This is a genomic window from Noviherbaspirillum saxi (assembly GCF_003591035.1).
In the GTDB taxonomy this organism is placed as follows: domain Bacteria; phylum Pseudomonadota; class Gammaproteobacteria; order Burkholderiales; family Burkholderiaceae_D; genus Noviherbaspirillum; species Noviherbaspirillum saxi.
In genome coordinates this window covers 1,496,731-1,510,087 of the sequence record NZ_QYUO01000001.1, presented here as the reverse complement: position 1 = coordinate 1,510,087, position 13,357 = coordinate 1,496,731, and the positions used below count along the sequence as shown (strand labels likewise).

The following is a 13,357-nucleotide window of genomic DNA, read 5'->3' as shown; positions in this document are numbered from 1 at the left end:
GCTGAATTCATCGCTTTTACGGCGTGTGCTCGTAGTACACGCCGGTCTTCGCTTGCGGCGGAGCGCGCGCAGCGCGAAGATTTATCGCACACGCCTTCATTCCATTCCTGCCGCGCATTAAAATGGCGGACACTGTTTGCCTTTGAATAAGAAAGTCTGGAATGGCACTAGCATCCGCAACCGGGAAAGACGCTGACGCGTCGTCCCGTATTGACGACGCCCTGGAAAAACACACGCCGATGATGCAGCAATTTTTGCGCATCAAGGCCGACCATCCGAACACCCTGCTGTTTTACCGGATGGGAGATTTCTACGAGCTTTTTTTCGACGATGCGGAAAAAGCGGCGCGAATGCTCGGCATTACACTTACTCAGCGCGGCGCGTCGAACGGCAATCCGATCAAGATGGCCGGTGTCCCATTTCATTCGGCGGACCAGTATCTCGCCAAACTGATCAAGTTGGGTGAGTCGGTCGCCATTTGCGAGCAAATCGGCGATCCGGCAACCAGCAAGGGGCCGGTGGAGCGCAAGGTTATCCGCGTGATTACACCGGGTACCCTGACAGATTCAGACCTGCTTCCCGAAAAGTCGGAACGTCCTCTGCTGGCGATATGCACGATTACGCAACGCAAGACCATCACCGTCGGTCTGGCCTGGCTTTCCATGGCCAGCGGCGCATTGAAGCTGATGGAATTTGCCGGCGACGCGCGCGGATTCGATGCCCGCCTGAAGCAGGAACTCGAACGCATATCGCCAGCAGAAATTCTTTTGGCCGACGACGTAGGTCTCATGCATCTGCAGGCGGGCAGCGGCAAATTCACTTCGGTGCCGCAATGGCACTTCGATCCGGAAAGCGGCGGCAAGGCACTGCGCGAACAGTTAGGCGTTTCCACACTCAGCGGATTCAATGCTGAAGGCCTGCATGCGGCGGTGGGCGCGTCCGGAGCCTTGCTCCGTTACGCGCAATCGACGCAGGGAAAAGGTTTGCAGCACGTGCGCACGCTGGCCGTCGAAGCGGAAAATGAATTCATCGGACTCGATGCAGCGACCCGCCGCAACCTGGAGCTGACCGAGACGCTGCGCGGCGCCGACGATTCTATGTCGCCTACCTTGTTTTCCCTGTTGGACCATTGCCGCACCGCGATGGGCTCGCGGCTGCTCCGGCACTGGCTGCACCATGCGCGGCGCGATCAGGAAATTGCCCGTGCACGCCACGCTGCGCTCAATGCCTTGATGCGCGCCGACGCGGCCTCGGGTTTGTCGACCACACTGGCAGCCGTTCCGGACATCGAACGCATTACCACCCGCATTGCGCTGCAGTCGGCACGTCCTCGCGACTTGGCCGGCATGCGCGGCGGCCTGCAGCAATTGCCGTCGCTGCGCGCCTATGTGGCGATGTGCAACAAGGATGCCGATGCACCCCTGCTGAAGTCAGTGCATGAGGCGCTGGCAACGCCCAGCGAATGTCTCGATCTGATCGAACGCGGCATTGCACTGGAACCGGCGGCAATGGTGCGTGACGGCGGCGTGATCGCACGCGGCTATGATCCGGAACTCGATGAACTGCGGGCGCTGTCGGAAAACGCAGGCCAATTTCTGGTGGATCTGGAAACCCGGGAACGAGCGCGAACCGGCATCGGCAACCTGCGGGTCGAGTACAACAAGGTGCACGGCTTTTACATTGAAGTCACGCACGGCCAGACCGACAAGGTGCCCGACGATTATCGTCGCCGTCAGACGCTCAAAAATGCGGAACGCTACATCACTCCCGAGTTGAAGGCCTTCGAGGATAAAGCCTTGTCGGCGCAGGAACGCGCGCTCGCACGCGAGAAATATCTGTACGAGAAGCTGATCAATGAACTGGCGCCGCATATCGGCACGCTGCAATCCATAGCCCATGCGCTGGCTCAGCTGGATGTGCTGGTCGCGCTCGCAGACCATGCGATGCGCAACAACTGGTGCGCTCCGCAACTTATCGATGAGCCGCGCATCTTCATCGAACAGGGACGCCATCCCGTCGTCGAAAACCAGATAGAACGCTTTATCGCAAACGATTGCGAGCTGAGCAATGAGCGCAAGCTGCTGCTGATTACCGGACCCAACATGGGTGGTAAATCGACCTTCATGCGCCAGGTCGCTCTGATCACCCTGCTCGCCTATGTCGGCAGTTTTGTTCCCGCGAATCATGCCGTCATTGGACCCATCGATCGCATTTTCACTCGTATTGGAGCGGCCGACGACCTGGCAGGCGGACGTTCGACCTTCATGGTTGAAATGACAGAATCGGCTGCGATCCTGAATAACGCGACCGAACACTCGCTGGTGCTGATGGATGAAGTCGGGCGCGGCACCTCGACCTTCGACGGGCTGGCGCTGGCATGGGCAATTGCGCGCCACCTGATCGACAGCACCCGCAGTTTTACGCTGTTTGCCACGCATTACTTCGAACTCACGCAACTGCCGGATACTCACCCCTCCGCGGCGAACGTGCATCTTTCAGCGGTCGAACACAAGGACAGCATTGTATTTCTGCATGCGGTCCAACCCGGCCCCGCTTCGCAAAGCTACGGCTTGCAGGTGGCCCAACTGGCCGGAGTACCGCAACCGGTCATCAAGGCAGCCCGCAAGCATCTTGCTGCACTGGAAGCACATTCGGTGCAGGCAACACCGCAGTTCGACCTGTTTGCCCACAATATGTCGCCTGACGAAGAAGCAGAGACTGCGGACGAACCTGTACGGACTGCCGCAGTCACAGCAATACTCGAAGCGCTCGATGAAGCCGATCCGGATACTTTGTCGCCACGCGAAGCGCTGGACATGCTTTACAGCTTGAAACGCCTGGCAGAAAAAGAATGATCACGAAGATTTTCCAAGGCTTGGCGATATGCGCGCTACTGGCGTCAAGTCCGATGCTTGCCGCACAGGATGAAAGCTTCAGCTTCGTTGTTCTATCGCACATCATCCGCAGTCCCTCGGACGAAGCCACCCTGCGCGACGCCATCGATACCAGCGACGCCGATAATCTTGCGTTCGTTGTGGCCAACGGCATAAAAAGTGTGTCCGAGCCATGCACCGACATGCTCTACAATCGACGCAAGGCAATGCTGCAGGAGGCGAAAAACGGCTTGATCGTGTCACTCACCGCAAGCGACTGGGCCGAATGCAAGCAGGCGAACGGAAAATCCGCAGCGGTGGGAAAACTTACGCTGTTGCGCGATGTGTTTTTTCAGGATGAATTCTCGATTGGCGGCAGCAAAATTCCCGTGGTACGTCAGTCCACGATTGCCAAGTTTCGCGACTTCGCAGAGAACGCCCGTTGGGAAGTGGGCAATACGATGTTCGCAACACTTAATCTTCCCCGCAACAACAACCATTTCGTTCTTGATGCTGGCAGAAACAGCGAATTTGAAGATCGCCTGATCGCAAACCGTGACTGGTTAAACCGGGTTTTCACGTATGCGACACGCCGCAAGCTGGACGGCATCGTACTGTTCTGCGACGGCAATCCCATGGCAGTACCGAAGTCAGGAACGGTGCGGCGCGACGGCTATGCCGAGACCCGCAAGCAAATCAAAATGCTTGCGTCAAAATTTGACGGCAAGGTCTTGATCATCCATAGCCAGTCGGCACCTTCGACACAGCCGGCCGCACCAGCGGACATCGTCTGGCAAAAAAATATCGGTGAACTGGATGCGGGTTCGGGATCGGTCAAGCTGACGGTCAATCAAGCCCATGGCGATCTGTTTTCCGTGACCAGCCATCCTCTGCAGGCTTCAGGCAGTTCACGATAGGAATCCGCTACACCAAATCGGCTGCACTGAATGGCAGCAGGTGCCATTCAGTGCCTAAGAAATATATTTAATGAAGTGGGTGACTACGGAAGTGGTCGTCTTCGTCGCCCTCGATCTCGTCGTGATGTCCGTGCGGGCCATGCACATGTCCATGGGAGATTTCTTCATCACTGGCGGCACGGACTTCTGCCACATTCAACGTAAAACGCAACGCCATGCCCGCCAACGGATGATTGCCGTCGAGAACAACCTTGTCGTCGGCAATGTCGGTGACGGTAAAGATCAGCGAGTCTTCCGCTCCGCCCGTACTGTCCGGCGTTCCCTCGAACTGCATGCCGACTTCGATTGGCTCGGGTAAGCGATTGCGTGGTTCGATCTTGATCAGATCGGGGTCGTACTCACCGAATGCATCTTCCGGCTCGACCTGAATCGTGGTCTCGAATCCGGCATCCTTGCCATCCAGTGCTTCTTCAATCTTCGGCAAAGTGTTTTCATATCCACCGTGCAGGTAGACCATCGGGTCCTGGCTTTCCTCAATCAGATTGCCCTGAGCATCTGACAGTTTGTAGTGGACCGTCACTACGGTATTCTTGGCAATCTTCATGACTCTTCCTTTCATGTGAACATTCATGCGGATTATACCGGCTGACGTCGCCGGACCTGCGATGGCATGCCTATATAATGCCGGCATGGATAATTTCAGCATTCTTGGCGAACTGACGCCGCAAAAATTCCTTCGTGATTACTGGCACAAACAGCCGCTATTGATCCGCCAAGCCATTCCAGGATTCAAACCGTTACTTGACCGGGAAGCGCTATGCACCCTCGCCGGACGTGATGATGTCGAATCCCGATTGATCACGCACTTTGACGGCACATGGAAAATGCAAAGCGGGCCGATGCAACGCCTGCCGTCGTTCCGAAAAAAAGAATGGACGATGCTCGTCCAGGGAGTCAATCTTCATGACGATGCGGCCGATGCATTGCTGCAGCGCTTCCGTTTCATTCCTGATGCAAGACTCGACGACCTGATGATCAGTTATGCGACCGACCAGGGCGGCGTCGGTCCCCACTTCGATTCCTACGATGTGTTTTTGTTGCAGGCGCATGGACGCCGTCGATGGAAGATCAGTGCTCAACAGGAGTTGAACCTGGTGGAAGGAATGCCGCTTAAGATTCTCAAGAATTTCCAGGCGGAAGAAGAATTCGTTCTTGAGCCGGGCGACATGCTGTATCTGCCACCGCACTATGCGCATGACGGCATTGCGGAAGGCGAATGCATGACCTATTCGATCGGCTTTCGCGCACCGCCCTTCCAGGAGTTGGGCGAAGCCTTCCTGCAATTCATGGCCGACTCGATAGAACTGCCTGGCCGTTATGCCGATCCGGATCTAGCGGTTACGCAGCATCCGGCGGAAATCAGTAAGGCGATGATTGCGACAATGAGCGCGGAATTGAAAAAAATCCGGTTCACCGACGACGACATGACGATCTTTCTCGGCGAGTACCTGACCGAGCCTAAAGCAAATGTGTTTTTCGACAGCCCGGAGAAATCGCTGACTCCAACGAAATTCGTTCAGACCGCGGCAAAGCGCGGCGTTCGCCTGTCGCGCAAGACACGGATGCTTTACCGTGGACGGCATATCTTCATCAATGGCGAATCCTTTGCGGTAGGCGCTGCCGATAAAAAATTGCTGCTTATGCTGGCCGATATGCGCTCACTGCCAGGCGAGCTTGTCGCTTCGGCCTCCGAGGATGTGTTGGAAGCCTTTCACATGTGGCATGACGATGGCTGGCTGAGCATTTCGTGATTTATAGCCGCCTGATGCTTGCTTACAGATGCTTACAAAACCCTTACTAATTGGCATGTCTTGGCTGTGTTGTTGCAAGAAAACCGCTATAATTGCGAGTTAGGAAGTTTTCAATGTGTGCAACGCAACATCATTGTGGGAAGCAGTGAAAACGCCTACCGAGCGATAATTACCGGTAATTATTCATCGCACTATTTTTGATAATAATCTTTTAAAGGGAAATCCATGAAAAAGACTCTGTTGATCGCGTCCCTGCTGGCCGTTGCGCTGGCTGCATGCGGCAAGAAAGAAGAAGCTGCTGCTCCGGCACCAGCACCTGCACCGGCTGCTGCTGCTCCGGCTGCTGCCGAACCAACACCGGCAGCACCAGCTGCTGCTGCTCCGGCTGCTTCTGACGCTGCTGCCGCTCCGGCTGCACCAGCTGCTGCTGCTCCGGCCGCTTCTGACTCTGCTGCTGCACCGGCTGCTGCCGCTCCAGCTGCCTCCAAGTAATCCTCGATTACTGACAGAAAAGCCGGCCTTTGGGCCGGCTTTTTTATTGCCCTTAAAAATTAAGTCTCATGCAAGCTGCTCATTGAGACAATTGGCTTACTGCGTTAGAGCAGTTTCACCCTGAATCCAAGCTAACTGTCTTCGCCTGCCTGATCGGCCAATGCGTCCAGAGAAATCCAGTCGAAACCATCTTCCTGGCAAGCGATCATGATGCGCGCCGTGTCGCCATCGATAACACTCGACAGTGCCGCCCTTGCGAGTTCCGGCGTATTGTTCTGCTGGCTTAAATGGGCCCCGACGACGATCTTCAAACGGGAACGATCGAGTGCGGCAAGAATATCTGCGGTCGTGTCATTGGAAAGATGACCATAGGCGCCGCCAATACGGCTGCGAAGCGATGGCGGATAACTGGAATTCGCGAGCATCCCGCGATCGTGATTACATTCCAGTACCAAAGCATCGCATCCGCTCAGGCTCTGGGTAAGATGTTGCGTCGCTTGACCGGCATCGGTCAAGACCCCGAGCTTGAAGCGCCCATCGCGCACAACGTACTGGACCGGTTCGCGTGCATCATGCGGAACGGTATAGGGAATCAGTTCAAGATGGCCAATCGATAGCGGTTCGCCATCGCGGCAAAAACGGTATTGGACACCATCGCAATCCTTGCGCACTGCGTGGAAAGTCCCGAAAGACAGCCATACCGGAAGGTGATGACGTCGCGCGAATTTGAAGACCCCGCCGACATGATCCTGGTGTTCATGGGTAACCACGATACCGGACAGGTCAGCCGGGACCATGCCGCGGCGCTGCAAGCGACGTTCGGTTTCCTTGATATTGAATCCGCAATCCAGCATGACCGTTGTACGGTCGGCGCCGGATGCGGTTGAAATCAGCAGTGCGTTACCTTCACTACCGCTTCCGAGACTGGCAAATTTCAATACTGGTCTTGATTACTTGAGTTGCTCGTTCAGTAAGGACAAAATCTTGTCCGCTGTCTGCGACGTTTCCGGACGTCCCTCGTTATTCAGGATCGCTACCTGGCTGGTGCTGCCGGAGCCTTTTACCGAGACCCGATAACGAGGCGCGGTACGTGCCTTGTCGTCGCTGGAGCCGAACGAAAACAGTTTGGAGAAGAATCCTGTTTCGCCCTTCTTCTGGTCGAGGTCAGGATCGACATAACGCACGAAATACATGCCCTGCGTACGATCACGGTCTTCAACGGTAAATCCTACGCGGTCCAGAGCCAGACCGACACGGCGCCACGCACGATCAAATCCTTCATCGACTTCGACGTAACCACCGTTCGCACCTTTGACCAGCTTGGAGCGAATCGGTTGCGAGATCGCATTGGCGACCGTAGCCTTGGCCCGGGTCGACTCCACGCCCAAGCGCGCCATTAAACGAGACAGGAATTCTGCTTCGAGTTCCGCGTCGGAAGCACGCGGAGTCCAGGTCGTGCTGTCCTTCTGCTGTCCAACCAGGACTTCCTGCATGCCGCGATGGCTGATGTAGATTTCCGTTGAGCCGTCGGGAGCGCGTTCCAGTCGCGTACGGAACTTGTCACGTTCACCCGTCGAATACAGAGAGTCCAGCGCCTTCCCAATAGTGCTGCGAATGAAATCTTGCGGAATCTTTGCGCGATTCTCTGCCCAGTCGGTTTCCATGACGCCAGACTGAGGCGTTTCCTGTACAAGCAGGAAGCCGGAATCCTGCCAGAAGTCCTTGATCTGAGGCCATAAAGCTTCAGGCGTCTGCTTGACTACCAGCCAGCGCTGATTCCCGGCACGGTCGATACGGATATCGTTGGTCACCACCGGCGCCACCGTGGTTGCTGCAACGGGACGGGTATTCTGTTGCAAAGTGTATCCCGATGCCGTCGCGGTTCCGCGATTCGCTTCCGGAATTGCATAACGATTTTCGCGCTGCAGCTGCGTCAGATCCGGCGGCACTTCAAGCGTAGGGGCCTTTCCTGCGCTCTTGTACTCGACGCGTTCCGGCTCCAGGATGGACCCGATTGTGCTGCAGCCGGCGAGGCCGGCAAGCGCCAGTGCATAGATAAGTCCACGTTGGGCCATGTTGGAGTGCTTGCGAATAGTCATGTCGGTACTGAATGAGGTGGTGGTGTTTATCTGCCGGGAAAGACGCGGCGCTTATTGTAATACACCGGATTCGCGCAAGGCCGCGCGCACGATGTCGTGATAGTCCGCATTGAGCGGCGCAAGGGGCAGACGGATACCGGACGGCATCATGCCCATTTCCGTCAGCACCCATTTCACCGGCACCGGATTCGGCTCGACGAAAAGCTTGTTATGCAGGGGCAGCATCCTGTTGTTGATGGCGACTGCCTCAGCGACGCGGCCATGCATCGCAGCCACACATAATTCATGCATTGCGCGCGGCGCGACGTTGGCGGTAACCGAAATATTGCCCTTGCCGCCACAGAACATCAGCGCCATTGCGGTCGGGTCATCGCCCGAGTACACGGCAAAAGACTTGGGAGCGAGTCGAATCAGATCGGTGCCGCGGCCGATATTGCCGGTCGCGTCCTTGACGCCGATGATACCGGGCACCTGCGCCAGTCGCAGAATGGTTTCATTCGCCATATCTGCAACGGTGCGGCCGGGAACATTGTAAAGAATCGCTGGTAAATCGACCGACTCGGCGATCTTGCGGAAATGCTGATACATCCCTTCCTGCGTCGGACGATTGTAGTACGGCACCACCAGCAGCGATGCGTCCGCGCCCACGTTTTTGGCATAGCGCGTCAGTTCGATTGCTTCGGTAGTGGAATTTCCACCGGTACCAGCGATGATGGGAATACGCTTTGCCGTATGCTCAACGGCGATCTTGATCAGTTCGCAGTGCTCTTCCACTGACACGGTCGGCGATTCACCGGTGGTACCGACGATCACAATGCCGTCGGTGCCTTCGGCGATGTGCCAGTCGATCAGTTTACGCAGGCCCGGCAAGTCAAGACTGCCGTCTGGATGCATTGGAGTGACGATTGCGACTATGCTGCCCTGAATCATGATGATGTTGTTGGGTAAGAATAGAAAGGCTTGATTGTAGCGGATAGCCTGCTCCCGTGGGGCAATCAGGTCGTCAATGGCGGCTCAAAATAGGCGCAGGCGTTCGCTCGACGGAACGGAAGAGGTTTTGACCAGGCAAATACGCTGCACCATGGCTGGCCGTGGCGAAGCGATGAACCCGTCTTCAAAGGCAATCACGCGAAGCCGATGCGTAGATGAACCATTTTTCAGGCTAAGAAGCTCTCCCGGCTCCAGCAGGAAAGCCGGGTTGGATGGCTTGCCAAACTGCTCATTCCCCTGGGCAAAGGTTTCGTAAATGAGTACACCTTCATCCGCGAGACTGGCGACGATATGCGAAAACAAGGGGCGATGCAGGTAATTGGTGACGACGACACCCGTAAAACGCCCGCTTCCGAATGGCCAGTTCGCGGGCGCATCGGAACTGCCCTCCAGATCGGCAAGCAATGGCGTAACAAGCGGCGCTGCGACACGCTCCAATGCCGCCGGATCGCGATCGACCGCAAGAACGCGATATCCACGTCCAGCCAAAAAGCGCGCATGACGTCCACCGCCGCAGGCAAGGTCCAGTACCTCGCCCGGCGGAATCAACTGCGCAAAGCGCTCTACCCAGGGTGAAGGGACATCTTGGGCGGCATGCCCGTTTCCGGGAACGGGCACCGGCTTTGCAGCAGTATCAGACGGAGGTGTAACCAAGGCCCATTGCCTCACGAACGTCACGCATGGTTTCCTGTGCCAGCTTGCGCGCCTTGTCGCAACCGTCCGCAACAATCGCCCTGACCAGCGAAGGATCATCCAGATATTTCTGGGCGCGTTCGCGCATCGGCTCCTGCTCTTTCAATACCGCGTCGACGACAGGCTGCTTGCACTCCAGGCAGCCGATGCCGGCAGAACGGCATCCCTTGAGCACCCATTCCTTGGTGGTGTCATCCGAGTAAACCTGATGCAGGCGCCATACCGGGCATTTTTCCGGTTCGCCCGGGTCGGTGCGGCGCACGCGCGCCGGATCGGTCGGCATGGTGCGGATTTTCTTGGTGACCGTGTCCTTGTCCTCGCGCAGGGCAATCGAATTGCCATAGCTCTTCGACATCTTTTGTCCGTCCAGGCCGGGGAGGCGCGACGCTTCGGTGAGGCGCACCTGCGGTTCGACCAGTATCAGTTTGCGGCTGCCTTCGAGGTAACCGAACAGGCGTTCGCGGTCGATCATCGACAGGTTCTGTGCTTCATCGAGCATCGCCTTGGCCTGCTCCAGTGCATCGGCCTTGCCCTGCTCCTGAAATTCGGTGCGCAGTTCGGTGTACATGCGGGCGCGCTTGCTGCCCAGCTTCTTGATCGCTTCCTGCGCTTTTTCCTCGAAACCCTTTTCCTTGCCGTACAGATGATTAAAACGCCGAGCCAGTTCGCGCATCATTTCGATATGCGGGATCTGGTCCTCGCCGACCGGCACCAGGCTGGCGCGGTAGATGAGCACGTCGGCGGCCTGCAATAGCGGATAACCGAGGAAACCATAAGTCGCAAGGTCGCGATCGGCGAGCTTTTCCTGCTGGTCCTTGTAGGTCGGCACACGTTCGAGCCAGCCGAGCGGCGTTGCCATCGAGAGCAGAAGATGCAGTTCCGCATGCTCCGGCACTCTCGACTGGATAAACAGAGTCGCCTGTGCCGGATCGATGCCTGCGGCCAGCCAGTCGACCACCATATCCCAGGTGCTGGTTTCGATAATGCTGGGATCGTCGTAGTGAGTCGTCAGCGCATGCCAGTCGGCGACGAAGAACAGGCAAGGCAATTCGGATTGCATCTTGACCCAATTCTTGAGAGCACCGTGATAGTGGCCAAGGTGCATCGCACCAGTCGGACGCATGCCGGAAACAACGCGGTCGGGATACATAATGTTCAGCTCAGAAAAATGGTAAGAGGGGAAACGATCAACTTCAATGCGGAATGCGCCGCGGTCATCACCGGCACCATCCATACGTAGAGAACCTTCAACAGTACCAGCCCCATCACGATAAAGAATCCATAGGGCTCGATCTGGGAAAACTTGTAGGCGTAACGGTTAGGCAGCAGGCTGGTCAGCACCCTACCCCCGTCCAGCGGCGGAATTGGAAACAGGTTGAAGGCGAACATGACAAGATTGGCCAGCACGCCAGCCTGTGCCATCCGCATGAAAAACGGCTCATTCACACTGGCGAACGCAAGTCCGATAGCGAATATCATCCAAAGCAATGCCATGACGAAATTGGCGGCGGGCCCCGCCAATGCGACCCATGCCATGTCGCGCTTGGGCTTTCTCAGGTTGCCGAAATCCACCGGGACCGGTTTGGCGTAACCGAACAGGAAAGCGCCAGAAGTGGCGACGTACAACAGGATCGGAATAATGATAGTCCCGAACGGATCAATATGCTTGATCGGATTCAGGCTCATCCGCCCCTGCAGGTAGGCGGTCGAGTCACCGAGGTAGCGCGCCGCATAGGCATGCGAAGCTTCATGCAGCGTAATCGCGAACAATACCGGCAGCGCATACACTGCAATCGTTTGAATAAGGTCATCCATGGCGGGATTCTATCAGAGGGGCCGAAAGACTTCGGGACGGACGCGCTTGCCGGGCGTGAATGCACCCGCCATCCAAGCCGAGCATGCTGCTACAACCCGAATATGGCTGGATCGCCCCGTCCCTGCCTGACGAGTTCTGGCACGTCTCCGGTCAGGTCGATCACGGTGGTCGGATCGAGGCTGCAGGCGCCGCCGTCTATCACCAGCTCCACCTGACGCGCCAGCTGTTCGCGAATCTCGTCCGGATCGGTCAAGGGATCGCCGTCGCCGGGCAGGATCAACGTCGTCCCGAGCAGGGGCTGGCCAAGCTCTTCCAGCAAGGCATGCGCAATGCGATTTTCGGGGACGCGCAGGCCAATCGTCTTGCGTGACGGGTGGCTGAGGCGGCGCGGCACCTCCTTGGTCGCTTCCAGAATGACGGTGTACGGACCCGGCGTCGCGGCCTTGAGCAGTCGGTATTGCCGGTTATCGACACGTGCATATTGGGCAATCTCGCTCAGGTCGCGACAGAGCAGCGTGAGATGATGCTTTTCATCCACGCCGCGTATGCGCCGCAGCCGGTCGACCGCTGCCTTGTCATCAAGGTGGCAAACCAGCGCGTAGCAGGAGTCGGTCGGCAAGGCAACGATACCACCGCCATCAATGATCTGCGCTGCCTGCTTGATCAGGCGCAGCTGCGGATTATCCGGGTGGATCTGAAAAAATTGGCTCATAAAAAAGAACGGCGGCCAATTGGACCGCCGCCGTAATGTACTGATTAAGAATTAATGTGCGCCCTGCAGCGCGGCGATGCGTTCTTCAATCGGCGGATGACTGGAAAACAGCGCCATAAAACCCGAGCGGCCGCCGTTGATGCCAAACGAGCGGAAATTCTGCGGCAGGCTTTCTGGAGCTTCCATCCCGCCGAGACGGGCCAAGGCCTTGACCATAGGCTGCGGTGTACCAAGCAGCTTGGCCGAGCCGGCATCGGCACGGAATTCACGGTAACGCGAGAACCATGCAACGATCATCGACGCCAGAATGCCGAATACGATCTCACAAACGAACACCGTCACCATATAGCCTATACCCGGGCCGCGGTCGTCGTTGTTGCGAAACACCGTCTTGTCGATGAGGTAGCCGACCACCCGGGCCAAAAAGATCACGAAGGTATTGACGACGCCCTGGATCAGGGTCAGCGTCACCATGTCGCCGTTGGCGACATGGGCGATCTCGTGGCCGAGGACGGCTTCGACTTCATCCTTGGTCATGCTTTGCAGCAGGCCGGTCGATACCGCGACCAGGGCGGAATTCTTGAAAGCACCGGTCGCAAATGCATTCGGCTCGCCATCGTAGACCGCGACTTCCGGCATCGCGATACCGGCGCGGTCGGCCAGTTTCCTGACAGTGTCAACCAGCCACAGTTCGGTCGAGGAGGATGGCGCATCGATCACCCGCGCGCCGGTTGACCACTTCGCCATCGGTTTGCTGATCAATAACGAGAATATGGCGCCAGTGAAACCGACCACGAGCGAATACACCATCAGGCTGCCCATGTTCAAGCCGTTGGCGCCGAGGTAGCGATTGACGCCCAGCAGCGACAGCACGACGGACATGACCAGCATGACAGCCAGATTAGTGGCAACAAACAGGAATATTCTTTTCATGAAGAGCCTCCAGGAAGACAG

13 protein-coding genes are annotated in these 13,357 nt (G+C 57.1%); 4 read left to right on the top strand and 9 right to left on the bottom strand.

The window, feature by feature from the left end:
- The first annotated feature begins 161 nt into the window (after positions 1-161).
- Together mutS and D3871_RS07090 are read left to right on the top strand one after the other, a co-directional pair.
- A complete protein-coding gene (gene mutS, locus D3871_RS07095; protein ID WP_420799629.1) occupies positions 162-2,855 on the top strand; it encodes a DNA mismatch repair protein MutS in 2,694 nt (897 codons plus the stop codon).
- Positions 2,852-3,790 (top strand): hypothetical protein, encoded by a 939-nt coding sequence (locus D3871_RS07090; RefSeq protein WP_119768259.1) that lies wholly within the window; start codon positions 2,852-2,854, stop codon positions 3,788-3,790. The genes mutS and D3871_RS07090 overlap by 4 nt, the downstream gene beginning before the upstream one ends.
- Before the next feature lie 67 nt (positions 3,791-3,857).
- Here D3871_RS07090 and D3871_RS07085 read toward each other — a convergent pair whose 3' ends face one another.
- The gene (locus D3871_RS07085; protein WP_119768258.1) at positions 3,858-4,394 is read right to left on the bottom strand and encodes an FKBP-type peptidyl-prolyl cis-trans isomerase; all 537 of its coding nucleotides are present in this window, start codon (positions 4,392-4,394) and stop codon (positions 3,858-3,860) included.
- Positions 4,395-4,479: 85 nt separating this feature from the next.
- Here D3871_RS07085 and D3871_RS07080 point away from each other — a divergent pair, with 85 nt between their 5' ends.
- Positions 4,480-5,601, top strand: a complete 1,122-nt coding sequence (locus D3871_RS07080; protein WP_119769947.1) for a cupin domain-containing protein — start codon at positions 4,480-4,482, stop codon at positions 5,599-5,601.
- Positions 5,602-5,826: 225 nt separating this feature from the next.
- Complete coding sequence (locus tag D3871_RS07075; RefSeq protein ID WP_119768257.1) at positions 5,827-6,093, top strand: hypothetical protein; 267 nt, start codon at positions 5,827-5,829, stop codon at positions 6,091-6,093.
- A gap of 131 nt (positions 6,094-6,224) precedes the next feature.
- On the opposite strand, the gene D3871_RS07070 is transcribed toward D3871_RS07075, so the two are convergent.
- From D3871_RS07070 to htpX, 8 genes are all read right to left on the bottom strand, one after another.
- The gene (locus D3871_RS07070; protein WP_119768256.1) at positions 6,225-7,031 is read right to left on the bottom strand and encodes an MBL fold metallo-hydrolase; all 807 of its coding nucleotides are present in this window, start codon (positions 7,029-7,031) and stop codon (positions 6,225-6,227) included.
- Positions 7,032-7,043: 12 nt separating this feature from the next.
- On the bottom strand, positions 7,044-8,168 hold the full coding sequence (gene bamC, locus D3871_RS07065) for an outer membrane protein assembly factor BamC (protein WP_233575539.1): 1,125 nt from the start codon (positions 8,166-8,168) through the stop codon (positions 7,044-7,046).
- Between the two features lie 75 nt (positions 8,169-8,243).
- Complete coding sequence (gene dapA / locus D3871_RS07060) at positions 8,244-9,122, bottom strand: 4-hydroxy-tetrahydrodipicolinate synthase (protein WP_119768254.1); 879 nt, start codon at positions 9,120-9,122, stop codon at positions 8,244-8,246.
- An 84-nt stretch (positions 9,123-9,206) separates the two neighbouring features.
- On the bottom strand, positions 9,207-9,800 hold the full coding sequence (locus tag D3871_RS07055; RefSeq protein WP_233575538.1) for a class I SAM-dependent methyltransferase: 594 nt from the start codon (positions 9,798-9,800) through the stop codon (positions 9,207-9,209).
- Between the two features lie 16 nt (positions 9,801-9,816).
- Positions 9,817-11,025, bottom strand: a complete 1,209-nt coding sequence (locus D3871_RS07050) for a tryptophan--tRNA ligase (RefSeq protein WP_119768252.1) — start codon at positions 11,023-11,025, stop codon at positions 9,817-9,819.
- 5 nt (positions 11,026-11,030) lie between these two features.
- Complete coding sequence (locus tag D3871_RS07045; protein ID WP_119768251.1) at positions 11,031-11,690, bottom strand: site-2 protease family protein; 660 nt, start codon at positions 11,688-11,690, stop codon at positions 11,031-11,033.
- A gap of 89 nt (positions 11,691-11,779) precedes the next feature.
- A complete protein-coding gene (locus tag D3871_RS07040; RefSeq protein ID WP_119768250.1) occupies positions 11,780-12,403 on the bottom strand; it encodes an L-threonylcarbamoyladenylate synthase in 624 nt (207 codons plus the stop codon).
- A 51-nt stretch (positions 12,404-12,454) separates the two neighbouring features.
- Complete coding sequence (gene htpX, locus D3871_RS07035) at positions 12,455-13,336, bottom strand: protease HtpX (protein ID WP_119768249.1); 882 nt, start codon at positions 13,334-13,336, stop codon at positions 12,455-12,457.
- Positions 13,337-13,357 lie beyond the last annotated feature (21 nt).

Excerpts from the sequence above, each read along its gene's own strand:
- mutS (WP_420799629.1), top strand. The coding sequence starts at position 162 with ATGGCACTAGCATCCGCAACCGGGAAAGACGCTGACGCGTCGTCCCGT.
- D3871_RS07090 (WP_119768259.1), top strand. The coding sequence starts at position 2,852 with ATGATCACGAAGATTTTCCAAGGCTTGGCGATATGCGCGCTACTGGCG.
- D3871_RS07085 (WP_119768258.1), bottom strand. The coding sequence starts at position 4,394 with ATGAAGATTGCCAAGAATACCGTAGTGACGGTCCACTACAAACTGTCA.
- D3871_RS07080 (WP_119769947.1), top strand. The coding sequence starts at position 4,480 with ATGGATAATTTCAGCATTCTTGGCGAACTGACGCCGCAAAAATTCCTT.
- D3871_RS07075 (WP_119768257.1), top strand. The coding sequence starts at position 5,827 with ATGAAAAAGACTCTGTTGATCGCGTCCCTGCTGGCCGTTGCGCTGGCT.
- bamC (WP_233575539.1), bottom strand. The coding sequence starts at position 8,168 with ATGGCCCAACGTGGACTTATCTATGCACTGGCGCTTGCCGGCCTCGCC.
- dapA (WP_119768254.1), bottom strand. The coding sequence starts at position 9,122 with ATGATTCAGGGCAGCATAGTCGCAATCGTCACTCCAATGCATCCAGAC.
- D3871_RS07050 (WP_119768252.1), bottom strand. The coding sequence starts at position 11,025 with ATGTATCCCGACCGCGTTGTTTCCGGCATGCGTCCGACTGGTGCGATG.
- D3871_RS07045 (WP_119768251.1), bottom strand. The coding sequence starts at position 11,690 with ATGGATGACCTTATTCAAACGATTGCAGTGTATGCGCTGCCGGTATTG.
- D3871_RS07040 (WP_119768250.1), bottom strand. The coding sequence starts at position 12,403 with ATGAGCCAATTTTTTCAGATCCACCCGGATAATCCGCAGCTGCGCCTG.
- htpX (WP_119768249.1), bottom strand. The coding sequence starts at position 13,336 with ATGAAAAGAATATTCCTGTTTGTTGCCACTAATCTGGCTGTCATGCTG.